This window comes from Leisingera sp. ABD4_442 (genome assembly GCF_056160905.1).
Genome location: NZ_JBSWYB010000003.1, coordinates 106,353 through 127,061 on the forward strand (window position 1 = coordinate 106,353; position 20,709 = coordinate 127,061).

Consider the following 20,709-nt stretch of genomic DNA (forward strand, 5'->3'; position numbering starts at 1 on the left):
TGGGGCCAAAGCCGCAGCTGTCCGGGTGGCAAGGTTTCGCCTGCCCGCCTATTCCACCTTCGGGAACGGTGCCGGCAAAGGTGCGGCGCCGTACTGGAACAGCGACCCCCAGAATCCGCCCGGACTGGGCTGCCAGGGTGCGGTGTTCATGTCCAGCGCCACGCAAGCTGAGGATCTTGTGGCCGGGTTCTCCTTGGCCCGCTCGCAGCGCTCCGGCGTGGTATGGCAGGCCGCCAGATAGGCCTGCGGACCCTTCTTGCCGCTGTCCTCCTGGTAGCAATAACGGATGGCCTCCTCCTGCAGCTGGGCGCGGGCCTGTTCGACCAGCTGCTGATTGCCCGCCACCGTCTTGCTGGCTGCCTCCAGCGCCGAGGCTGCGTCCTGCTGCACCAGTTCTGCGGCGCGCTGCAACTCGCCCGTGCCGCCCTCCGCCCCCTGCAGCGCCTGGGTCAGCCGGGCATTCACCTTCTGCGCCTCCGCCAGCGCGGTCTGCAGTTCCGCCACGGTGGCGTCGTATTCGACCAGCTTCGACTTCCACTTGAAGCCGGCAAAGCTGCCCTCCTCGAACCCGGCGCTGACCAGAATGCCGTTCAGCTTCTGCGGAAACAGCAGAAAGACCGCGAACAGCGCAATCACCGAAGCATCGCGCAAAAGCACCACGAGGTCCTTGAGGACCGAAACCGTCTTCTGCATCTGAACCCACCGTCACTGAAACCACACGGGGGATAGAGTGGACCGGGAGGTTCGCGCAGGTCAAATGGCAGGCGAGCGCCTGCCTGCGGGGTGGCGCAGCAACGCTTGTGAGGGGCAGTTTATCCCAGCAACGTCCGTACAAGCTATCTTAGGTTCACTGCACCTGCAAAGGCGCCAGCCCGGTGGGGCGGGCAGGCGCTCGCCCGGCGGCGCTGCGCGCCTTGTTCCGGGCTGAAGTAAATCAGATATCTTGGTTCAATTCTTGCAATGCAATAATTGGTCGATGATACCTTCGATAACGTACCCTAACCCATTGAGTTCGCCATCGCTGCCAATGCCCTCCGCAACGAGCTCATCGCTGAGTGCATCCAGTAGGAAATCCAGCTCCTCAGGGCTGAACTCACCCTTTGCTTTGGCGCGGCCCTTGGACAGTTTGGCATGAAATTTCCCAAGTAGGCCAGGCTTCGTATACCCGCCTTTTGAGAAACGGTCCGTGGGCAAACCATTTAGAAAATCTAGAGCTGCCTGCTCCACCTCAATTTCTATCCGGGCCAAAACACCCCCCTTTCACGGCAACTGCCCCGCCTAAACCGGCACCAGCAGCCCGTTCTCCAGCTTCACCTGCCGGTCCATCCGCGCCGCAAGCTCCAGGTTATGCGTAGCAATCAACGCCGACATTCCGGTGCCGCGCACCAGCTCCATCAGCGCCGCAAACACTTGATCCGATGTGCCGGGGTCGAGGTTGCCGGTCGGCTCATCCGCCAGCAGCACCCTTGGCGCGTTGGCCAGCGCCCGGCAGAAGGCAACCCGCTGCTGCTCGCCCCCCGACAGCGCCGCCGGGCGGTGATCGGCGCGGCCGGCAAGGCCCACGGTGCCCAACAGATCCGCCGCCCGCGCCACCGCGGATTTCTGCGAGGCCCCATTGGCCAGCTGCGGCAGCACGATGTTTTCCAGCGCCGAAAACTCCGGCAGCAGGTGGTGGAACTGGTAGACAAAGCCCACTTCCTGACGGCGCACCCGGGTGCGGCGGCGGTCGCCCTTTCGGGTCACGTCCTCGCCGGCCACCCGCACCCCGCCCGCATCCGGCGTGTCCAGCAGGCCCGCGATATGCAAGAGCGTCGATTTGCCCGCGCCCGAGGGCGCCACCAGGGCCACCACTTCGCCTGCCTGCAGGCTCAGGTCCGCACCGCGCAGCACATCCACCTGCCCCGGCGTGCCGGTCAGGTAGGATTTGGTGATCCCCTTCAGCTCCAGCGTGATCTCACTCATAGCGCAGCGCCTCCACCGGGTTGAGGCGCGCCGCGCGGCGGGCCGGGAAAATGGTCACGAAGAACGACAGCCCCAGGGACAGCGCCGTGGCCGAGACCACATCCGCCAGCCGCAGCTCGGCCGGCAGCGCATAGATGCCGCGGATCGACGGGTCCCAGACCCCGCCGCCCATCACGTAGTTCACGAAGGAGAAGATCGGGTCGATATAAAGCGCAAACAGGCAGCCCAGCAGCACGCCGCAGATTGTGCCAAGAACACCGGTGAAGGCGCCGCAGATGAAGAACACCCGCATGACCGAGCCTTCACTCAGGCCGATGGTGCGCAGGATGCCGATGTCGCGGCCCTTGTTCTTGACCAGCATGATCAGGCCGGAGACGATATTCATCGCCGCAATCAGCACCAGGATCGACAGGATGATGAACATCACATTGTCCTCGACCTCCAAGGCCCGCAGGAAGCCGCCGGAGGCATCGCGCCAGGTCCAGACGCCCGCCGTGCTGCCAACCGTCTGCAGGATTGCCAGGGAGACCGCCTCGACATTCTCCGGGTCCTCCACCATCACCTCGATCTCATCCGCCGCGCCCTCGCGGTTGAAAAAGCTCTGGGCCTCGGCAAAGGGCAGATAGACCCGGGTGCGGTCGATGTCCCAGCGGCCCGCGGTGAAGATATAGACCACCTCATAGGCGTTGACCCGCGGACTGGTGCCAAAGGCGGTCTTGACCCCGTTGGGAGAGATCAGCTTGATCTTGTCGCCCACCGTGACCCCCAGCTCCCGCGCCACACCGGAGCCGATGGCGATGCCCTCCTCAAACCGCGCCAGGTCGCCGATCGCCTCTTCGCTCTGTGCAACGCCGGGAATGCCCTGGATATCCGCGGCGGAGATGCCAAACACCTCAACACCTGCATTGCGCTGGCGAAGGTTCGCCATCACCTGCCCCTTGACCAAGGGCGCCGCGCGGGTGACGCCGGGAACTGCGGCAACGGTCTCCGCCAGCGCCTCGTAATCCTTCAGCGCGCGGTCCAGCACCCCGGCCTGGGTCACCTCGCCATAGGAATAGACGGTGACATGGGCATTGGCGCCCAGGATGGTGCCGACAAACTCTGAACGGAAGCCCGAGCGCACCGCCAGCGTCGCAATCAGCGCAAAGACTGCCAGTGTGATGCCGATCAGGCTGATCCAGGTCATCACGCTGACCCCGCCCTCGGCCTTGCGGGCGCGCAGGTAGCGCCAGGCGATGATCCATTCGAAACGGGAAAACGGCGGTGGTGTCGTGGCCATAAAAGGGTCCTGCCCGGGAAATTTGCCCGCAACCTGTGCCGATGCGCGCCCGGGGTCAAGATGCGGCAGCGGCGGCAGCCCGTTTTCCGCCGCCAGGCCCGGGCGCCGCCGGAGCCCCCGCTGCCCTCCGGATCCGCTGCCGCGGCCGCCGGAGACAATTTTCTTGCAAGAAAATTGGCCGGAATTTTGCAAAATTCCGGTCCCGCGGCGCGCCCCGCGGACTGGCAGTTTCCAGGCGCTCTTTGCCGTCTGCTGTTAACCCTAATGACCTTCACGTGACCTCACCGTGACCTCGCACCCACTTGAGCCGCCGTGAACGCCGCGTGGCTAGGCGAAGGCAAATTTCCACCCCAGGGTGCCCTCACGTCATTTCAAATTGAGGACACCCCGATGACCGATATCCGCATTGTTGCCACCAATACCTCTGCTCAGGGCGGCACTTTTCTGACCCCGTTCTGGTTTGCCGCCCATGACGGCAGCTTTGACCTTTATAACCGGAACGAAGCCGCATCCGCCGGGCTGGAAGCGCTGGCCGAAGACGGCAACTTTGTCCCGATCAATGCTGAGGTCGAAGCCCTGGACAGCGACGCCCTGACCGGCGCGGTGCTGGGCGCGGGCGGGCCGCTGGCCACCGGAGAGACCGGCGTGGCAGAGATCAGCGTCGATGGTGCCTCCAACGGCTATATCTCGCTGGCGGCGATGCTGCTGCCCTCCAACGACGCCTTTGTCGGCACCGGCCAGGCAGTGCAGCTGTTCGACGTGGAAGGCAATTTCCTCGGCGCCCAGGACATCATCTTTGAAGGCAGCGACGTGCTGGATGCCGGCACCGAGGAGAACACCGAAGAAGACGCCGCCTTCCTCAATCAGACAGCGCCCGACACCGGCGTGGACGAGAACGGTGTGGTCACCCTGCACGAGGGTTTCCTGCCCGAGGGCGAAGGCAACATCCTGGGCGGCACCAATGCGGCCGGCGCTTTCATTGACCCGGAGGCTGCGGATTTCACCCGCGACGGCGCGCAGATCGCAGAGATCCATATCAACGAATACCTGGAGACCGAGGGCACCGACGGGTTTGACTTCTTCCGCGGCTCCGCGGTGGATGACCTGGTCAGCGGCGGCGGCGGCCGCGATATCCTGCTGGGCCGCGGCGGCTGGGATGAGCTGGACGGCGGCAACGGCCGTGATGTGCTGATCGGCGGGCGCGGCAATGACACGCTGGACGGCGGCGCCGGCCGCGACGTGCTGAAGGGCGGGCGCGGCGATGACACCTTTGTCTTCGAAGAGGGCGACGGCCGCGACCGCATCCTGCGCTTTAACGCGGATGACGACCTGATCCGGCTGGATGTCGAGGGCGTCGAGAGCTTTGACGACCTAGAAGGCTTCGCGCGCAGCCGCGGCGAAAACACCGTGCTGAACTTCGGAGACGGCGATGCGCTGGTGCTGCGCGGCGTGGATTTCGACGAGCTGAGCGCTGCGAACTTCGATATCCTCTGATCCGCTCTGCGGCCCCTGCCCCCGCCGGCGGCGGGGGCAAATCTTTTTCGAAAAGATTTGCCAAGAGTTTTCAGAAAACTCTTGGGCGTCCGGGATCAAACGCCGAGCTGCACCGCAACCGGCGCCCGCAGCGCCTCGCCCAGCGCCCGTGAATCCGCAGCCTCCAGGTGATAGCCATCCGCTGCCGAGGCCCGCGCCACCTGCGCCGCATCGAAAAACCCGCAGCCCAGACGGTCTGCCAGCGGCGCGATCACGGCCGTCAGCGCCTCGGACTGCGCCACCATTTCCGGCGTGATATCGGGATCGCTGCACAGGCTCATCGGCGGCGGCGAGACCAGCATCACCTGCGGCCCAACCGGCTGCGGCAGCCGCCAGGGATGGTGGCGGATGATCTCCACCAGCCGTTCCAGCCCGTCGCGGATCAGATAGCTGGGATGCCCTTCGTAAATGTCATTGGTGCCCAGCATGATCACCACCAGATCCAGCGGCGCGTGGCTGTGCAGCAGCACCGGCAGCACCGCATCGCCGCGCATCTCCACGCAGGCCGAGTGTCGCGCATGTACCGTGGTGCGCCCGCGCAAGCCTTCCGCAAAGACCACCGCCTCTGCCAGGCCGCCGCCCAGCGCCACCGGCCAGCGGTCGCCATAGGGATGCCGTCCGGCTGTGTGCGGGTCGCTGCCCCAGGTCAGGCTGTCGCCAAAAGCCAGGATCTGTTTCATGCCGTCTCCTCCCGTTTCCGGCACCCTGCGGCGGGCGGCGGATGCAGGCAAGGGAAAACAGCCGCCGCGCGAAGGTCATACGGCCCTATTCCGCACAGCCCTATTTGTCGCGCACCACCTCTGCCATTGCGGCATAGGATCCTTCCAGTTCCTCTGCCGCAGGGTGCGGGTCCGGGGCCTCTCCCGGCTCAGCCAGCCCGGCCGCCCTGACGATGATGTTGATGAAGCTGAAGACGCCGCAGACCTCCACCACCTCGTAAAGCGCGGCCTCGCTCCAGCCCGCGCTGATGGCCGCGGCAAAGGCCTGCGTGATGCGCTCCGCCTCTCCTTCGTGCAAAGCACCGGCATAGTCCAGCAAGGGCCGGATGCGGTCCTGTGTTGCTGCCACCGGGCCGCAGAGCACTTCCGAGAACAGGTTGTGGAAATGGACGCAGTAGGCCACGCCGTTCAGGCCGGAGACATGCGCCGCAACCGCCTCGCGCTCGCCCCGTGTCAGAGCACCGCTGGCGCACATGATGCGGTCCAGCAGGCGCAGCAGCTGTTCGGAGTTCTGCGGAAAGGAGGACAGCACATGGGTCAGCCCGCTGTCCGCTGCGATACCGCTGAAATTCGACATGCCTGCTCTGCCCCCGCTGCTGTTCAGGGCAAGGCTAGCAGCCGGGGCGCCCCCTGTCAGCGCCCTGCACGGCAAAGGAAAACCCCGCCAGCTTTCGCCAGCGGGGCTGTTCGCTTCAAACTTGCGGCCTGGCTCAGAAGCCGCGGCCGGTCGGGTGGGCCTTGTAGACCTCAACCACTTTCCTCACTGCTTCTTCCGGGGACAGCTCCTCGCTCTCGCCGGTGCGGCGGGAGGTGAGTTCCACCACGCCGTTCTTCAGGCCGCGCGGGCCGACGGTGATACGCCAGGGCAGACCGATCAGATCCATGGTGGCGAATTTGCCGCCCGCGCGCTCATTACGGTCATCATAGAGCGGGTCCAGACCAGCCGCGGTCAGCGCCGCATAAAGCTGGTTGCAGGCGGCATCCGCCTCGTCGTCGCCCTGCTTGAGGTTGACGATACCGCAGTGGAACGGGGTCACGCCCTCAGGCCAGATGATGCCCTTGTCGTCGTGGCTGGCCTCGATGATCGCACCCAAGAGGCGCGAGACGCCAATGCCGTGGGAACCCATGTGGACCGGCACGTTCTTGCCATCCGGGCCCTGCACGGTGGCGCCCATGGCGTCGGAGTACTTGGTGCCGAAATAGAAGATCTGGCCGACCTCGATACCGCGCGCCACCCGGCGGCGCTCCTCGGGGATCTGGTTGAACAGGGCCTCGTCGTGGGTCTCGTCGGTGCGGGCGTATTTGGAGGTGAACTCCTCCAGCACCGCCTGGCACTGCTCGACGCTGTCATAGTCGATCTCGCGGTCGCCGAAGGTGAGATCGGTGACGGCGCTGTCATAGAACACTTCGGACTCGCCGGTGTCAGCCAGCACCAGGAATTCATGGGTGTCATCGCCGCCGATCGGGCCGGAGTCGGCGCGCATCGGGATCGCCTGAAGCCCCATCCGCTCATAGGTGCGCAGATAGCTGACCAGGTGGCGGTTGTAGGCGTGCAGCGCGTCTTCCTTGGTCAAGTCGAAGTTGTAGCCGTCCTTCATATAGAATTCGCGGCCCCGCATCACACCGAAGCGCGGGCGGATCTCGTCGCGGAATTTCCACTGGATCTGATACATGGTCAGCGGCAGATCCTTGTAGCTGCTGACATGGGCACGGAAGATGTCGGTGATCAGCTCTTCGGCGGTGGGGGTGAACAGCATGTCGCGGTCATGCCGGTCCTTCACCCGCAGCATCTCCTGGCCATAGGCCTCATAGCGGCCCGACTCGCGCCACAGGTCGGCGGACTGCATGGTTGGCATCTGCATCGGGATGTGGCCTGCGCGGATCTGCTCGTCATGCACGATGCTTTCGATCTTCTTCAGCACCTTGAAGCCCAAGGGCAGCCAGGAATAGATCCCGGCAGCGGATTGCTTGATCATCCCGGCGCGCAGCATCAGCCGGTGGCTGACGATCTGGGCTTCCGAGGGGTTCTCTTTCAGAACCGGCAGAAAATAGCGGGACAGGCGCATCTTGGCTCCATCGGTGATGTGGGTTCGAGTTCCCGCCCGGTTTAGTGGGTGATGGGGGGGCGGGCAAGAGGAGGATCCAACTGCGGTGCCCTGGGTGGCAACGGTGCCAGGCTGCACCCTTGGGACGTGGCGCGCAGCGGCACGGCCCGCGCCTGACCTTCCCCCCGGGAAGGCGCATTCGCGCCCTCCCAAGGTCAGGCCCGGGCCTCGTGTTGTGGCCGCTCTGCAAAAGAGCGTTTCAGCGGGCGGCAGCACCGCCCGCTGTTCTCTCAGATCACATCTTCGCCCGCTCGGCCCGCAGCGCCAGCCACAGGCAGTAGCACATGATCAGCACCACCAGCGTGAAGGGGATGCCGGTGGAGACCGCAGCCCCCTGCAGCGCTGACAATCCGCCGCCGAGCAGCAGTGCAATTGCCACCAGCCCCTCCAGCGTGCACCAGAACACCCGCTGGATCACCGGGGCGTCCATCTTGCCGCCCGCCGTGATCGTGTCGATCACCAGCGAGCCGGAGTCCGATGAGGTCACAAAGAAGATCACGATCAGCACCAGAGAAATCGGCGCGACGATCGAATAGAGCGGCAGCTCCTTCAGGAAGCCGAACAGCGCACCCTCAGGCTTGTAGCTGTCGATCACTGTGGCCTTGACGCCCTCGGCGCCGCCGGCGTTCAGCATGTCGATGGCGCCGCCGCCAAAGGTCGACATCCACAGGGCGCAAACCGCTGTGGGGGCGATCAGCGCGCAGAGCACGAATTCGCGCACCGTGCGGCCCTTGGAGATGCGGGCGATGAACATGCCGACAAAGGGCGACCAGGCAATCCACCAGGCCCAATAGAAGGTGGTCCAGCCGTGGAAGTAGCTGGTGTCCTCGCGCCCGAACGGGTTGGAGAGCGCCGGAAGCAGTTGAACATAGTCCACCATCACGTTGAAATACCGCGCAATTGCGGTGCCGATGCCGGTGACCAGAATGACAAAGATGAACAGGCAAACCGCCATCACCATGTTGATCTCCGACAGCCGTTTGACACCGGCGTCCATGCCCATCAGCACCGAGCCCAGCGCAATCGCGGTGATGCCGATGATCAGTAGCACGACCACCGTCGGGCTGGGTTCAATGCCAAAGACCTCATAAAGCCCGGCCGCAACCTGCTGTGCACCGAGGCCCAGCGAGGTGGTCAGCCCGAACAGCGTCGCAAAGACCGCCAGCGTGTCGATGGCATGGCCCCACCAGCCCCAGACCCGTTCGCCCAGGATCGGATAAAACGCCGAACGCAGGGTCAAAGGCAGATCGAGGTTGTAGCAGAAGATCGCTAGCGACAGGCCAACAGCGGCATAGACCGCCCAGCCCTCCAGCCCCCAATGGTGGATGGTGCCGACAATGCCGATGTATTCATTGCCCGGCAGGGTGGCGTCGATATTCAAGGGCCGCGCCGCGCCGCCTTCGGAGAAGTTGTAGTAGACCGGCTCAAGCACGCCAAAGAACAAGAGGCCGATGCCGATGCCGGCCGCGAACATCATCGCGATCCAGCCCGCGTAGGAATAATCCGGCTTGGCATCCTGGCCGCCGATCCGCACCGACCCCACCGGCAGGATGATCAGTGCCAGGCAGAACAGGGTGATGGCATCCACCGACAAAACCAGGAACCAGTCAAAAGTGCTGGTCAGCCATGGCCTGAGCCAGCCAAAGAAAGCCGCTGCCGCTTCCTGGTTGGCAAGCGCGATCAGCACGAAAGCGGCGATCAGGATACTGGAAATCAGGAACACCGGGTTATGGATATCCAGGCCGAAGGGCCGGATGTTGTCCTGTCCCAGCTCATACTCCGTCTCGAAGTCCCAAACCCTTGGGTCGGGATCGAGCATTTTCTTTGTCTCAGGCATGACGCCTCCCCTCTCACTCGTTAACTATCCGCCAAGTGTCGCATTAATTTTGGAAATCACCTAATTTGCCCGGCCGGGCGCGGGTTTTCACCCTTGCATCCGGCGCAATCGGACCACCTCCGCCTGCCCGCCCGGTGCCGCATTTGCGACAGCGCGTCGCAAAAGAACTTGAACCGCTGTTCAAGATTCGAAACTGTTACCGGAAACACCGCTCTCTGGGACAAGGGAGAGCAGGGACAGGGGAGAGAGACATGGCCAAGACCATTCTAGAGCCGGCACGCGAGATTCCGGTCATTCATGAAACCGAGGTGCTGGTGGTGGGCTCCGGCCCCGGCGGGCTGGCGGCGGCTTTGGCTGCGGCGCGGGCGGGCGTCGAGGTCACGCTTATGGACCGCTTCGGCTGCTTTGGCGGCAATATCACCACTGTGGGCGTCGAGGGCTTTGCCTGGTACCGGCATGAGCAGACGGTGGAGGCGCATGGCATCGGCTGGGAGTTCGAGGAACGCGCCAAGGCCATGGGGGCGGCGGTGCCGGAGAGCCAGTCGCTGTCTTATGAGCTGGACAGCGAGGGATTCAAGCTGGTGGCCGATAAACTGGTCGAGGAGGCCGGCATCCACCCGATGCTGCACCGGGTCTTTGTGGCGCCGATCCGCGAGGGCAGCCGCATCACCGGCGTGATTGTCGAGAGCAAGGCAGGCCGCGAGGCGGTGCTGGCGAAACGGGTGATCGACGCCACCGGCGACGCCGATATTGCCCATATGATGGGGGCGCCTTGCGTGAAAACCCCGGTAGAGGAAATGCAGGCGGCCTCGGTCATGTTTCATATTGCCGGTGTCGACAAGCAGAAGTTCATGGAGGGCGTGAAGGCCGATCCGCAGACCTATGCCAATTGGTCGACCGGCGAATGGCAGGTGGAGACTTCCGGCAAGGAAGACGGGATGTTCTCCCCCTTCCTGGCGAAACCCTTTGGCCAGGCGATCCGCGACGGGGTGATTCCGGCGCACTTGAATACCATCGGCGGCACCTGGGGCGCGGTGCATGACAGTGGCGAGATGACTTATATGAACCTGGTGCATCTGGCGGGCATCGACGGCACCGACCCCGACAGCATGACCCGGGGCGAGATCGAGGGGCGCAATCAGGCGATGCACGCGATTGACGCCCTGCGCGCCTATACGCCGGGCTGCGAGGGCGCGCGGCTGCGAAACTTCGGCATGACCATCGGCATCCGCGACACCCGCAAGATCGACGCGGTGCATAACATCACCGAAGACGAGACACGGCATCAGGGACGGTTCGAGGACACCATCGGGATTTATCCTGAGTTCATCGACGGCTACGGGGTGCTGATCCTGCCCACCACCGGGCGCTACATGCAGATCCCCTACCGCTCGATGCTGCCCAAGGGGGTGGAGGGGCTGCTGGTGACCGGCCGCGCCATCGGCGGCGACAAGATCGCCCATGCCGCCACCCGCAATATGGCGTGCTGCGCGGTTGCGGGCCAGGGCGCGGGCATTGCCGCGGCGTTGTCGGTGAAGGCGGACTGCGGCTTTGACGCGGTGGACATCACCGCCGTGCAGGCAGAGCTGAAACGCCAGGGCGTGAGGATCCATTGATGCAAAGCATTCCCACCATCGACATCTCCCCCTTGCGCGCAGCGGACCACCCGCAGCGGCAGGACACCATCCGCGCCATTCTGGCCGCGGCCGAGGACATCGGGTTCCTGTCGATCACCGGCACCGGTGTGGCGCCGGAGACCGTGGAGGCGGTGCGCAGCGCGGTGCGGGCGATCTTTGCTGTGGAGGAGAAATCCAAATGGGATCAGGCGATTACCCGGGACAATTACCGCGGGTTTATCCCGATGGGATTCTTCACGCCCAATGATGGCTCGGGCACCGCGGACAAATACGAGGGTTACAAGCTGCACCATGAGGTGGCGGTTGACGCCCCCATCCGCGCCGCCTGCGCGCTTTATGGCCCCAACCGATGGCCGGTTGAGGTGCCGCAGGCGCAAGAGGTGATCCTGGGCTATTGGGCTGAACTGGACGGGGTGTTCCATCTGTTGCTGGGGGCGCTGGCAGAGGGGCTGGGGCTGGACCCGGCGGCCTTTCAAGACCCGTTCCGCGATCCCCTGACCAACATGACCCTGCTGCACTACCCGCCGCAGGCGCCGGAGGAGGAAGGGTTCGGCATCCACCCGCACAAGGACACCGACGCGCTGACCATCATCGCGCCGGACCCGGTGGGGGGCTTGGAGGTGCAGACCCGGGATGGCGGCTGGATCACCCCGGACTGCCCGCCCGGCGGCTTTGTCGTCAATATCGGCGACATGCTGGAGCTGTGGTCCGGCGGGCGGCTGGTCTCCACCCCGCACCGGGTGGTGAACAAGAGCGGGCGGGAGCGCTACTCCTTCCCCTATTTCGCGGTGCCGCGCCATGACGTGGTGGTGCAGCCGCTGCTGCCGCCGGTTGCGGGGTTTGAGCGCCCCGCGGTCCATTGCGGCCATTGGTCGGCAGAGATCTGGCGCACCAACTGGCCGGATGAGGACGCGGGCGAAGACACGCCGGAGCTGGGCACGATCCATAGTTAGGGAAACACCCCGCCCTGGAAGGGGCGGAGCGCCCGCCCACACTGTGAGGGCGGGCGCTGCCCGGCCTGCGGCCCGGCGGTTGCTATCCCCCAGTTGCCCCCGGCCTTTTCCGCCTTATCCCCGCCTTGCCCACAGGGGATTTGCCCTGCCCCCTTGCAAGCCCCTGCCCCATCAGGAAAGACTGGCGCCAAGATCCTGATGCAAACGGACCAGAGGCGGCACGCAGACCATGGCGCTACCAGCGAAGAAACAGCTGAAATACTGGGGCATTGCCGCCATCGTCTTTGCGGTGGTGATGTGGGCGCTTGGCAATGTGCTGATGCCCTTCATCCTCGGCGCCGCCATCGCCTATATGATCGACCCGGTCGCCGACCGGCTGGAGGCCTGGGGCATGAGCCGCACCGGCGCCACGGCCACCATAACCGTGGGGGCGCTGCTGATCTTCCTGTTGCTGCTGGTGCTGGTGGTGCCAACGCTGATTGCGCAGATGATCGACCTGGCACAGGTGCTGCCGCAGCTGGTGCGCGATGCGCGCGCCTTTGCGATCGAGCATTTCCCCTCGGTCTTTGAGGAAAACAGCCGCATTCACCAGGCAGTGACCTCCTTTGCGCAGACATTGCAGTCGCGCGCGGTGGGGATGCTGCAATCGGTGCTGGGCGGTGCGGCGTCTTTCCTGAACATCGTGGTGCTCTTGGTGATCGTGCCGGTGGTGGCGGTTTATCTGCTCTTGGACTGGGACCGGATGGTCGAACGCATCGACGAGCTGCTGCCGCGCGACCACCAGCCGGTGATCCGCCGCATCGCGGGCGAGATCGACGCCGTGCTGGCGTCCTTCATCCGCGGCATGGGCACGGTCTGCCTGATCCTGGGCACCTATTACGCGGTGGCGCTGATGCTGGTGGGGCTGAACTTTGGCCTGGCGGTCGGCTTTATCGCGGGGCTCATCACTTTTATCCCCTATCTCGGCGCCCTGATCGGCGGCGCGCTGGCCATAGGCCTGGCGCTGTTCCAGTTTTGGGGCGACTGGGTGTCGATTGGACTGGTCGGTATCATCTTCGCCATCGGCCAGGTGGCAGAGGGCAATTTTCTGACCCCCAAGCTGGTGGGCGGCTCTGTCGGGCTGCATCCGGTGTGGCTGCTGCTGGCCCTGTCGGTCTTTGGCGCCTTGTTCGGCTTTGTCGGTATGCTGGTCGCCGTGCCGGTGGCTGCGGCCCTGGGTGTGATTGCCCGCTTTCTGACAGAGCAATACCTGAACAGCCGCCTGTACCAGGGGCTTGGACACCGTGATGCGGGATCGGAATAAGGCATATGGCACAGCAGCTGAGCTTTGATCTCCCGGCGAAACCGGCGCTGGGGCGGGAGGATTTCTTTGTCGCGCCCTCCAACGCGATGGCGGTGGCGCTCTTGGACCCGCAGTTCGCCTGGCCCAGCGGCAAACTGGTGCTGACCGGCCCCAAGGGCGCGGGCAAGACCCACCTGGCGCATGTCTGGGCCAGCCAGACCGGCGCCCGCATCATCCCCGCCGCCAGCCTGAGCGAAGACACCGTGCCGGAGCTGGCGCAAGGCCCGGTCGTGGTCGAGGACGTGCCGCAGATCGCCGATGACGCAGACCGGCAGAACGCCCTGTTCCACCTGCATAACCTGGTGCTGGCGGGCGGCCATTCGCTGGTGATGACCGGCCAGGGCGCCCCCAACCTGTGGGGTCTCAGCCTGCCCGACCTGCAAAGCCGGGTGCAGGCCGCCACCCATGCCGAATTGCAGCCGCCTGACGACCAATTGCTGGCAGTGGTGCTGGCCAAGCTGTTCAACGACCGCCAGATCACCCCGAAACCGGATGTGATTCCCTATCTGGTGGCGCATATGGACCGCTCCTTTGCGGCTGCGGCGCAGATCGTGCGGCGGCTGGACCAGTTGTCGCTGGCGGAAAAACGCAGCCTGACCCGGCCCCTGGCGGTGCGGGCACTGTCCGAGGTGCGCGAAGAGGCCGCAGAAAATGACGCATCCGCAAGCTGTTGACCGCTGCCCGCCCATGCCCCATCCTGACCGCGGATCGCAAGACGGAGCCCTCATGAACCTGTCCCAGGACCCCGCCGCCGCTGCCACCGCCGCCGCAACTGATTGGGGCCCCTTCGGGCGTCCGATCTTTGATGACCCCAAGGCCCGGGCGCTGTCGCGGGTGGGGGTGGTCGATGTCGGCTCCAACTCGGTCCGCCTGGTGGTGTTCGACGGTGCCGCCCGCAGCCCGGCCTACTTCTACAACGAAAAGATCATGTGCGCGCTGGGGGCCGGCCTGTCGGAATCTGGCCGCCTGAACCCGGAGGGGCGCGCCCGCGCGCTGTCGGCCCTGCGCCGGTTCCAGCATCTGGCCCAGGGCATGGGGCTGCCGCCGCTCTCTGCCGTTGCCACCGCCGCGGTGCGCGACGCCAAGGACGGGCCGGAGTTCTGCGCCGAGGTGCTGCGCGAGACCGGGCTGAAGATCCATGTAATCGACGGGCGCGAAGAGGCGCGGCTTTCCGCCCAGGGCGTGCTTCTGGGCTGGCCCGGCGCCTACGGGCTGGTCTGCGATATCGGCGGCTCGTCAATGGAGCTGGCGGAGATCCAGGAAAATTCTGTCGGCCGCCGGGTGACGTCGCCGCTGGGGCCGCTGAAGCTGCGCGACATCAAGGGCGGGCGCAAGGGGCGCAAGGCCTATATCAAAGAGGTAATAGAGAAGCTGCGCGGCGAAATGGGCGCGCAGCGCGACCGGCTGTTCCTGGTCGGCGGCAGCTGGCGCGCCATTGCCCGCATCGACATGCACCGCCGCGGCTATCCGCTGAAGGTGCTGCACGAATACCGGATGAGCGCCAGCGACCTGCGCGAAACCGCGAAATACATCGAAAAACACGACTTGGCCAAGCTGCGCGAGGCCTGCGGCATCTCCTCCAGCCGGATGTCGCTGGTGCCCTATGCGATCGACGTGCTGACCCGGCTTATCCATACCTTCAAGCCCAAGGACATCGCGGTCTCCAGCTATGGCATCCGCGAGGGGCTCTTGTATGAGCAGATGCCGCAGCGGCTGCGCGCCCGCGACCCGCTGGTCGAGGCGTCGCGTTTTGCCGAGATGAAGGACGCCCGCGTACCCGGCTTTGGCAAAACGTTGTATGATTTTGTGAGCCCGCTTTTCAGCGGCGCCAAACACAGCAAGCGGCGGCTGGTCAAGGCGGCCTGCCTGCTGCATGACGTCAGCTGGCGGGCGCATCCCGACTACCGGGCAGAGGTCTGTTTCGACAACGCCACCCGCGCCAACCTGGGCGGGCTCAAACATTCCGAACGGGTGTTCCTGGGGCTGGCGCTTTTGCACCGCTACAGCAACAAGCGGAACGGCAGCAGTTTCGAGTATCTCTATGGCCTTTTGGAGGAAAAAGGCCAGCATGAGGCCGAGGTGCTGGGCAAGGCGATGCGCTTTGGCGCCATGCTGATGGTCACCAGCAGCGGCGAGATCGGGTCATTGCGCTGGCAGCCGCGCAAACGGGTGCTGCATGTGGACCTGCCGGACGCGGCGCGGCCGCTGTATGGCGAAGTGGCGGAATCGCGGCTGAAGTCGCTGGCCAAGGCACTGGATGCGGAGATCGACCTGCGCTTTGTCAAGCCTGCGCCGGAAGCCGGGGGCGAGGCAGGCTGAGACCAAAGGTCCGCCGCTGACCGGCGCCCCCGCCGGGTGGCGTCAGATTTCGGTGACGCCCTCTTCGCCGCTCTTGTCTTCCTTGGCGGGCGCGTTGTCCTTGGGCTTCTTGCGGATGATGATATCGCCGTTGGGCAGGATTTCCGGCAGCTCATAGGCGCTCCAGTCCTCCACCTGTTCGGCAATATCCGCCAGTGCAGGGCCCATCTCGGCCAGGAAAGCGCCCATCGAGGGGCCGATCTCCTCCATCATGCCCTGCAGGTCTTCAAGCGCAGGCGCCATTTCCTGGCGCAGGCCTTCCCAGAACAGCTCCGCCCCGCGCTCCATCAGCGACGAGCCATTGCCCTCCTCTCCCGCTTCCTGGGCAGAAAGCGGCGCGGACAGAATGGCAATGAGGGCGGCGGGCAGAAGGATCTGTTTCATGGGGCCAATATAGGGGGCTGAAGCGGGGTGTAACAGGGGAAGACTGCGACGGCGGCGCAACATTATTGTTGCCTGCCTACGGGGGCGGCAACTACCCTGTTTGACGCAAACCTCTGCCGGGGATCGTCAGATCAGGAGGCGAGTCACGATGGGTGCTCCAAAGACCGAAGCCAAGGCAGCGGACAAGAAGGATGATACCAAGAAGCTGACCGATGAGCTGGCCAAAACCGTGCGCGAGCGGGCCGGCAAGCTGGTTCCAAAGCTGAACGCGGCCTTTACCAAAGCCAGGAAAGAGGCGGTGAAACAGGCCACGGCCGAGCTGGAGAAGAAGGCCAAGAAAGAGGCCAAGGGCGGCAAGCCGGACGCCAAGGAACTGGCCAAGAAAAAAGCGGAGCTGGAAAAGCGCATTCCAAGTTTCAGCGCGGCCATCAGCGGCAATGTCGAAAGCAGCGGGCTCAGAACCGCCAGTGAGCAGGCCTATTACGCGATCAAGGGCTGGTCCAGCACCTGCTCCTCGGCCCATATGCGGCGCGCTGCGATCCATGTTCCGGTCACGGCGACCCGGGCCGGCAAGTCGAAAACCGTGCCGCACAAGAAGACCAACCTGCTGACGTATTTTCCAGCGAAGTATTCCCACGCCGATCATCTCGACGAGAAGAAAGAGATTTGGGGGATCATGTCCTATGCGGATTTTGCCAAGGAATGGTCCGATGCCGTCAAAAGCGCCAAGCTGGCAAACTGGGGCGGCAAAAAGCCGGACCTGGCACCGGATGATCCCTGGCATGTGGAACTGCCGCGCAAGGCCGTGAAGGGGGGCGTTGGCAAGGCGGATGTAGTCAAGAAAACCCGCCCCGGTCGCAGCGATGCAGAGGTCAAGGCCTGTGTGGAAAACTATGCGAACTATGTCGCCCTGACTGAGGGCCTGGCAAAGGGCAAGAAGCTGAAGCGGAACACTGAAATCGAGTCGAACTACAAATCCCTGTTCAACAAGAAGTTCAAAGCGGCCAAGGCCAAGGTCGATGAGGAGCGCAAGAAGGCCAAGGAGCAGGCCGAAAAGGATGCCAAGGCCGAAGCCAAGGACAAGAAGCCCGACAAGAAAGCCATTAAGGCCAAGACCGATGAAGCAACCAAGAAGCTGGACGCGGATCTGGAGAAACGGGCGAAGAAGCTGGTCAACAAGATGAACCCCGACCCAAGCCGGTTCAAGCTGGAGAAGTGAGGCCGGCGCGCATTTGGCACCGGCCTTCTGTGGAACGCGGTTGGGGCACACCGCCGTTTTGCAGGGGATGAAGCCCTGCAGCGTTCGGAGGCTGGGCTTCTGCGCTTAGCCGTACGCGGAGGTGTCCCACATCGCTGGCTGCATGAACTCAGGGATCGCCGTTGTCTTGCCGCTCAGCTTTGCGACTGTTCCGGCGGTCAGTTCCAGTGCCATCCAGGATTCCGGCATGGTCAGCAGATCCGGGTACGGCGTCTGCTTGTCCGTCGGGACAAAGCCGTAGCGGGGATAGAACGTGGGGACGCCCAGCACGAACACTGCGTCAAACCCCGCGGACCTGAGGTGGCTGATGCTCGTTTCCATCAGCTCCTTGCCCACGCCATGGCCCTGATACTCCGGCAACACGCCGCAGGGTGCGAGCAGGCAGCATTTTGTGCCGGGGTGCTCCTGGAAAAAAAACGGCGTGAACAGAACGTTGCCCGCGATCTTGCCATCGCGGCTGACACTGATCGAGATGGTGTCCGGGTGATCAAGGAAGCTTTCCGCAAGTTTTGCAATTTCCGGCCCTTCTTCCGGGCCGAAGGCACGGCGGTGAACGTCGATGATATTTTCTTTTTCCATGTTGTCCATTTCTGGTCTCCTTTGGATGAATGGCGTGGCCGCCCCGCGCAAGGGACGGCCTGTTGAAGGGAGGTCAGGCACCGGGCATCGTCATCTTCCAACTCGCCTGCCCGGAGGGTTCGTGAAGCTCCTCGCCGGCAAATTCGAAGCCGTAGCGTTCATAGAACGGCCGCCCGATGGTGTTGTCGCGAAAGACCTCGACCTTCAGCGGCCCTTTCAGGGCCACCGCATGATCGACCAGCGCCTTGCCGTATCCCCTGCCGTGCCGGGACGGGTCCAGGAACAGGCCGCCGATTTCATTGCCAATGAGAGCAATGAAGCCGATGACGGTGCCTGCTTCCTCCAGCACCCAGGTTTCCGCATTGGGCAGGTAGATGCTGCGCATGGCCTGCTGCACCTCTGCCACGAAGTCCGGGCTGAGGAACGGATGCGCGAGCGCGTTGGCCTGTTGCCAGACGGCAATCACCGCATCCGTGTCATCGGTATGATAGGGGCGGATAGAGAACGTGTTACCTGTCATCTTCTTCTGTCCTACCGCTGGTTCATTTGCGCGCGCACGGATTGGTTCCCTAAATGCGTGATGCGATAGGGGCTGCCGTTCTTCGACTTGATGAAGCGCTTGTCTTTCAGGCGCTTGAACACGTCCATCGTGCAGGCGGAGAGGACAAAGCCGTCGCGTGTAAAACACTGAACAGAATGCACTTTTCCGTTGTCGCCGCGCGCGTATTTAATCTCGCCGCCCAGGGCGAGTTCATGCAAAACACGTTGCTCGTGCTTTGAGATGTTCATTGGGATGTCTCGATTTTATGAAAGCACAGAAACAGGTTCACTCAGCGTCTGCGCGTGAGTGTGCCTATCTTTGTCGGTGTTCCTGTGAGGTTCGCCAGGAACGGGCGTTAGGCCCGGGACTCTTTCATAAAATCTCCATTTCAAGAGGCATCACGCCCCTCGTGCGGCGTTCATCTAAGTTGGGAAACTAAATCTGTCAAGCCGGAGTGCATGAAATTGCCCTGGCCGCCGGTGACGCTGTGCAGGCTGCTGCCGGTTGGGCCTGGCGGCCCCTGCCCCCTCAGTCCAGCGCGATATCCAGCGTGACCGGGAAATGGTCGGAGGCGTCCAGCAGCGCCTGGCGCAATTCCTCATTCGCATAACATTCTGCATCCTCGAACGGGTGCCAGATGCGCCATTGCGGCCGCCGCGCCATCAGGCTCTGCGAGATCATCACATAGTCCAGCAGCGCCCGGAAATAGCGTTTGGTTTCCGGGTTGTAAAACCGCGAGGTGCTGGGCAAGGAGGCCGCGCGGGGCTGCAGAAGGCTTTGCGCATTGGGATCGTTCAGCAATTCGCCCATGACAATCTCAACCGAGGACTGGCCGAACAGCTTTTCGTATTCGTCCAGGCCGGGGCCGTCGTTCAGATCGCCCAGCACCGCCACATGCTCACCCGCCTGCACATGCTCCGCCACCCGCCGGTGCAGCCAGATCGCCTGCGCCAGCTGCTTGCGCCGGTTAGCAATGGAGACTGCGGTGATCTCATCGCGGGTCTTGGCGCCATGCGGGGATTTGGATTTCAGATGGGCGCCGATCAGCCGCAGTTCCGTCCCTGCCTTGCCTGGGGTGCCCCGGGTTGTGACCGCCATTTCCAGCGGCGGCTTGGAAAACACGACCTGGTCCAGACGCTCATCCACGTCGAGGTCGATTTCGAACACCCCGTCAAACCGCGGCGCTGTTTTGCTGGACCGCGGGTCATGCACCGCGTTCAGCCGGTCCGGATCATAAAGCAGGGCAATTTCCTGGTAGGTGTCTGTCGGATAGCCGCTGACCGCCTCACGCGCGCGCAGGCCCGCCTCCGCCGCAAAGTTTTCCAGCGCCCGGGTGGTGCGCTGGCTGCGCCCGGTGTTCGGCGCCTCGACAACCAAGATGGCATCCGCATCAATATGTTGCAGCACATGGGCGATGGCACGGCCTTGCGTGTAGCGGTCCACCCCGTGCACGCCCGAGGGCTTGGCGTCCAGCATCAGCCTGTCGCCCTTATCGAACAGATAGGCGAACCATTCGATGTTATACGTGGCCAGCCGCATTGCCGCCGCACCCGCTGATTTCATCCCAGGCGCGGTTGATATCGATCATCCGCTTCTCTGCCAGCCGCACCGCCTCCTCTGGCACGCCGCGGGCGATCATTGCGTCCGGGTGGGTGTCGCGCACCATTTTGCGCCAGTGCTTGCGGATCTCGTCGCGGGTCATCTCAGGCGAGACGCCCAGCACGGTGTAGGGGTCCTTGGGCGCATCGGGAACAAATCGCGCGCGCAAGGCCTGGAACTGTTGCGGGCTTTGGCCGAAGATGCGGCTCACCTCCTCCAGGAACTCGTTTTCGCCGGGGTGGTAGAAACCATCCGCCATGGCGATGTGAAACAGCCCCTCCATCAGGTCGCACAGCGTGGTCGGGTCATTGGCGAACATGGCCTGGATGCGGCGGGCGTATTCCTGGTAGCCCGCAACATCGGTGCGCGCCATGTTAAAGACGCGCGCGGCGCCGGCCTCATCATCCCGGGCGATCTGGAACACCTCGCGGAAGGCGGTGACTTCGTCGCGGGTGACCTGGCCGTCGGCCTTGGCCATCTTGGCGCCAAGCGCGATGACGGCGATGGCAAAGGCCACGGTGCGTTCGGGCGGCGCGCGCAGCTTGTCAAAGACGTCTGTGAGGCTCTCGCCTGCGGCAAGCGCGGCCAGCGCGTCGGATATGCGGGTCCAAAGTGACATGGTA

The 20,709-nt window shown here is 64.1% G+C and carries 21 protein-coding genes; 7 read left to right on the top strand and 14 right to left on the bottom strand.

All coding sequences use genetic code 11. The annotated features are described in order from the left end of the window. Positions 1–48 precede the first annotated feature (48 nt). The 4 genes from ACXAHG_RS04255 to ACXAHG_RS04270 form a co-directional block, all read right to left on the bottom strand. On the bottom strand, positions 49–693 hold the full coding sequence (locus tag ACXAHG_RS04255; protein ID WP_475056035.1) for a hypothetical protein: 645 nt from the start codon (positions 691–693) through the stop codon (positions 49–51). A 255-nt stretch (positions 694–948) separates the two neighbouring features. Next, the gene (locus ACXAHG_RS04260) at positions 949–1,248 is read right to left on the bottom strand and encodes a hypothetical protein (RefSeq protein ID WP_475056037.1); all 300 of its coding nucleotides are present in this window, start codon (positions 1,246–1,248) and stop codon (positions 949–951) included. A 30-nt stretch (positions 1,249–1,278) separates the two neighbouring features. Further along, complete coding sequence (locus ACXAHG_RS04265) at positions 1,279–1,962, bottom strand: ABC transporter ATP-binding protein (protein ID WP_475056038.1); 684 nt, start codon at positions 1,960–1,962, stop codon at positions 1,279–1,281. Continuing rightward, the gene (locus ACXAHG_RS04270; protein ID WP_475056040.1) at positions 1,955–3,241 is read right to left on the bottom strand and encodes a lipoprotein-releasing ABC transporter permease subunit; all 1,287 of its coding nucleotides are present in this window, start codon (positions 3,239–3,241) and stop codon (positions 1,955–1,957) included. The genes ACXAHG_RS04265 and ACXAHG_RS04270 overlap by 8 nt, the downstream gene beginning before the upstream one ends. 390 nt (positions 3,242–3,631) lie before the next feature. Between ACXAHG_RS04270 and ACXAHG_RS04275 the strand changes: the two genes are divergently transcribed. Beyond that, the gene (locus ACXAHG_RS04275; RefSeq protein ID WP_475056042.1) at positions 3,632–4,735 is read left to right on the top strand and encodes a spondin domain-containing protein; all 1,104 of its coding nucleotides are present in this window, start codon (positions 3,632–3,634) and stop codon (positions 4,733–4,735) included. A 95-nt stretch (positions 4,736–4,830) separates the two neighbouring features. On the opposite strand, the gene ACXAHG_RS04280 is transcribed toward ACXAHG_RS04275, so the two are convergent. From ACXAHG_RS04280 to ACXAHG_RS04295, 4 genes are all read right to left on the bottom strand, one after another. Beyond that, a complete protein-coding gene (locus ACXAHG_RS04280; RefSeq protein ID WP_475056044.1) occupies positions 4,831–5,454 on the bottom strand; it encodes a GDSL-type esterase/lipase family protein in 624 nt (207 codons plus the stop codon). Positions 5,455–5,554: 100 nt separating this feature from the next. Continuing rightward, positions 5,555–6,070 (bottom strand): carboxymuconolactone decarboxylase family protein, encoded by a 516-nt coding sequence (locus ACXAHG_RS04285; RefSeq protein WP_475056046.1) that lies wholly within the window; start codon positions 6,068–6,070, stop codon positions 5,555–5,557. 133 nt (positions 6,071–6,203) lie between these two features. Further along, positions 6,204–7,559 carry a proline--tRNA ligase gene (gene proS, locus ACXAHG_RS04290; protein ID WP_475056048.1) on the bottom strand — a complete coding sequence of 452 codons (1,356 nt, stop codon included), beginning with the start codon at positions 7,557–7,559 and terminating at the stop codon, positions 6,204–6,206. Between the two features lie 274 nt (positions 7,560–7,833). Then, the gene (locus ACXAHG_RS04295) at positions 7,834–9,435 is read right to left on the bottom strand and encodes a BCCT family transporter (protein ID WP_475056050.1); all 1,602 of its coding nucleotides are present in this window, start codon (positions 9,433–9,435) and stop codon (positions 7,834–7,836) included. A 251-nt stretch (positions 9,436–9,686) separates the two neighbouring features. On the opposite strand from ACXAHG_RS04295, the gene ACXAHG_RS04300 reads away from it, so the two are divergent. From ACXAHG_RS04300 to ACXAHG_RS04320, 5 genes are all read left to right on the top strand, one after another. Next, a complete protein-coding gene (locus tag ACXAHG_RS04300; protein ID WP_475056052.1) occupies positions 9,687–11,051 on the top strand; it encodes an FAD-dependent oxidoreductase in 1,365 nt (454 codons plus the stop codon). After that, positions 11,051–12,025: an isopenicillin N synthase family dioxygenase gene (locus ACXAHG_RS04305; protein ID WP_475056054.1), complete on the top strand. Its 975-nt coding sequence runs from the start codon at positions 11,051–11,053 to the stop codon at positions 12,023–12,025. Before ACXAHG_RS04300 ends, ACXAHG_RS04305 begins: the two co-directional genes overlap by 1 nt. Positions 12,026–12,254: 229 nt before the next feature. Next, positions 12,255–13,328, top strand: a complete 1,074-nt coding sequence (locus ACXAHG_RS04310) for an AI-2E family transporter (protein ID WP_475042372.1) — start codon at positions 12,255–12,257, stop codon at positions 13,326–13,328. A gap of 5 nt (positions 13,329–13,333) precedes the next feature. Beyond that, a complete protein-coding gene (locus ACXAHG_RS04315) occupies positions 13,334–14,041 on the top strand; it encodes an HdaA/DnaA family protein (protein ID WP_475042371.1) in 708 nt (235 codons plus the stop codon). A 52-nt stretch (positions 14,042–14,093) separates the two neighbouring features. Next, positions 14,094–15,686, top strand: a complete 1,593-nt coding sequence (locus ACXAHG_RS04320; RefSeq protein WP_475056056.1) for a Ppx/GppA family phosphatase — start codon at positions 14,094–14,096, stop codon at positions 15,684–15,686. 42 nt (positions 15,687–15,728) lie between these two features. On the opposite strand, the gene ACXAHG_RS04325 is transcribed toward ACXAHG_RS04320, so the two are convergent. Then, positions 15,729–16,109: a hypothetical protein gene (locus ACXAHG_RS04325; protein WP_475056058.1), complete on the bottom strand. Its 381-nt coding sequence runs from the start codon at positions 16,107–16,109 to the stop codon at positions 15,729–15,731. Between the two features lie 148 nt (positions 16,110–16,257). On the opposite strand from ACXAHG_RS04325, the gene ACXAHG_RS04330 reads away from it, so the two are divergent. After that, complete coding sequence (locus ACXAHG_RS04330) at positions 16,258–17,328, top strand: hypothetical protein (RefSeq protein ID WP_475056060.1); 1,071 nt, start codon at positions 16,258–16,260, stop codon at positions 17,326–17,328. 105 nt (positions 17,329–17,433) lie between these two features. Here the strand turns inward: ACXAHG_RS04330 and ACXAHG_RS04335 are convergent, their stop codons facing one another. From ACXAHG_RS04335 to ACXAHG_RS04355, 5 genes are all read right to left on the bottom strand, one after another. Continuing rightward, positions 17,434–17,955: a GNAT family N-acetyltransferase gene (locus ACXAHG_RS04335; protein ID WP_475056062.1), complete on the bottom strand. Its 522-nt coding sequence runs from the start codon at positions 17,953–17,955 to the stop codon at positions 17,434–17,436. Between the two features lie 64 nt (positions 17,956–18,019). Then, the gene (locus ACXAHG_RS04340; RefSeq protein WP_475056064.1) at positions 18,020–18,466 is read right to left on the bottom strand and encodes a GNAT family N-acetyltransferase; all 447 of its coding nucleotides are present in this window, start codon (positions 18,464–18,466) and stop codon (positions 18,020–18,022) included. Positions 18,467–18,477: 11 nt separating this feature from the next. Then, the gene (locus ACXAHG_RS04345) at positions 18,478–18,735 is read right to left on the bottom strand and encodes a YjhX family toxin (RefSeq protein WP_039169547.1); all 258 of its coding nucleotides are present in this window, start codon (positions 18,733–18,735) and stop codon (positions 18,478–18,480) included. 280 nt (positions 18,736–19,015) lie between these two features. After that, the gene (locus tag ACXAHG_RS04350; RefSeq protein WP_475056066.1) at positions 19,016–20,026 is read right to left on the bottom strand and encodes an endonuclease/exonuclease/phosphatase family protein; all 1,011 of its coding nucleotides are present in this window, start codon (positions 20,024–20,026) and stop codon (positions 19,016–19,018) included. Continuing rightward, positions 20,007–20,705 (bottom strand): TerB family tellurite resistance protein, encoded by a 699-nt coding sequence (locus ACXAHG_RS04355; protein WP_475056068.1) that lies wholly within the window; start codon positions 20,703–20,705, stop codon positions 20,007–20,009. Before ACXAHG_RS04355 ends, ACXAHG_RS04350 begins: the two co-directional genes overlap by 20 nt. Positions 20,706–20,709 lie beyond the last annotated feature (4 nt).

What these genes read in the sequence shown, in the direction of transcription:
- ACXAHG_RS04255 (WP_475056035.1), bottom strand. Translation starts at nt 693, where the DNA reads ATGCAGAAGACGGTTTCGGTCCTCAAGGACCTCGTGGTGCTTTTGCGC.
- ACXAHG_RS04265 (WP_475056038.1), bottom strand. Translation starts at nt 1,962, where the DNA reads ATGAGTGAGATCACGCTGGAGCTGAAGGGGATCACCAAATCCTACCTG.
- ACXAHG_RS04270 (WP_475056040.1), bottom strand. Translation starts at nt 3,241, where the DNA reads ATGGCCACGACACCACCGCCGTTTTCCCGTTTCGAATGGATCATCGCC.
- ACXAHG_RS04275 (WP_475056042.1), top strand. Translation starts at nt 3,632, where the DNA reads ATGACCGATATCCGCATTGTTGCCACCAATACCTCTGCTCAGGGCGGC.
- ACXAHG_RS04280 (WP_475056044.1), bottom strand. Translation starts at nt 5,454, where the DNA reads ATGAAACAGATCCTGGCTTTTGGCGACAGCCTGACCTGGGGCAGCGAC.
- ACXAHG_RS04285 (WP_475056046.1), bottom strand. Translation starts at nt 6,070, where the DNA reads ATGTCGAATTTCAGCGGTATCGCAGCGGACAGCGGGCTGACCCATGTG.
- proS (WP_475056048.1), bottom strand. Translation starts at nt 7,559, where the DNA reads ATGCGCCTGTCCCGCTATTTTCTGCCGGTTCTGAAAGAGAACCCCTCG.
- ACXAHG_RS04295 (WP_475056050.1), bottom strand. Translation starts at nt 9,435, where the DNA reads ATGCCTGAGACAAAGAAAATGCTCGATCCCGACCCAAGGGTTTGGGAC.
- ACXAHG_RS04300 (WP_475056052.1), top strand. Translation starts at nt 9,687, where the DNA reads ATGGCCAAGACCATTCTAGAGCCGGCACGCGAGATTCCGGTCATTCAT.
- ACXAHG_RS04305 (WP_475056054.1), top strand. Translation starts at nt 11,051, where the DNA reads ATGCAAAGCATTCCCACCATCGACATCTCCCCCTTGCGCGCAGCGGAC.
- ACXAHG_RS04310 (WP_475042372.1), top strand. Translation starts at nt 12,255, where the DNA reads ATGGCGCTACCAGCGAAGAAACAGCTGAAATACTGGGGCATTGCCGCC.
- ACXAHG_RS04315 (WP_475042371.1), top strand. Translation starts at nt 13,334, where the DNA reads ATGGCACAGCAGCTGAGCTTTGATCTCCCGGCGAAACCGGCGCTGGGG.
- ACXAHG_RS04320 (WP_475056056.1), top strand. Translation starts at nt 14,094, where the DNA reads ATGAACCTGTCCCAGGACCCCGCCGCCGCTGCCACCGCCGCCGCAACT.
- ACXAHG_RS04325 (WP_475056058.1), bottom strand. Translation starts at nt 16,109, where the DNA reads ATGAAACAGATCCTTCTGCCCGCCGCCCTCATTGCCATTCTGTCCGCG.
- ACXAHG_RS04330 (WP_475056060.1), top strand. Translation starts at nt 16,258, where the DNA reads ATGGGTGCTCCAAAGACCGAAGCCAAGGCAGCGGACAAGAAGGATGAT.
- ACXAHG_RS04335 (WP_475056062.1), bottom strand. Translation starts at nt 17,955, where the DNA reads ATGGACAACATGGAAAAAGAAAATATCATCGACGTTCACCGCCGTGCC.
- ACXAHG_RS04340 (WP_475056064.1), bottom strand. Translation starts at nt 18,466, where the DNA reads ATGACAGGTAACACGTTCTCTATCCGCCCCTATCATACCGATGACACG.
- ACXAHG_RS04345 (WP_039169547.1), bottom strand. Translation starts at nt 18,735, where the DNA reads ATGAACATCTCAAAGCACGAGCAACGTGTTTTGCATGAACTCGCCCTG.
- ACXAHG_RS04350 (WP_475056066.1), bottom strand. Translation starts at nt 20,026, where the DNA reads ATGCGGCTGGCCACGTATAACATCGAATGGTTCGCCTATCTGTTCGAT.
- ACXAHG_RS04355 (WP_475056068.1), bottom strand. Translation starts at nt 20,705, where the DNA reads ATGTCACTTTGGACCCGCATATCCGACGCGCTGGCCGCGCTTGCCGCA.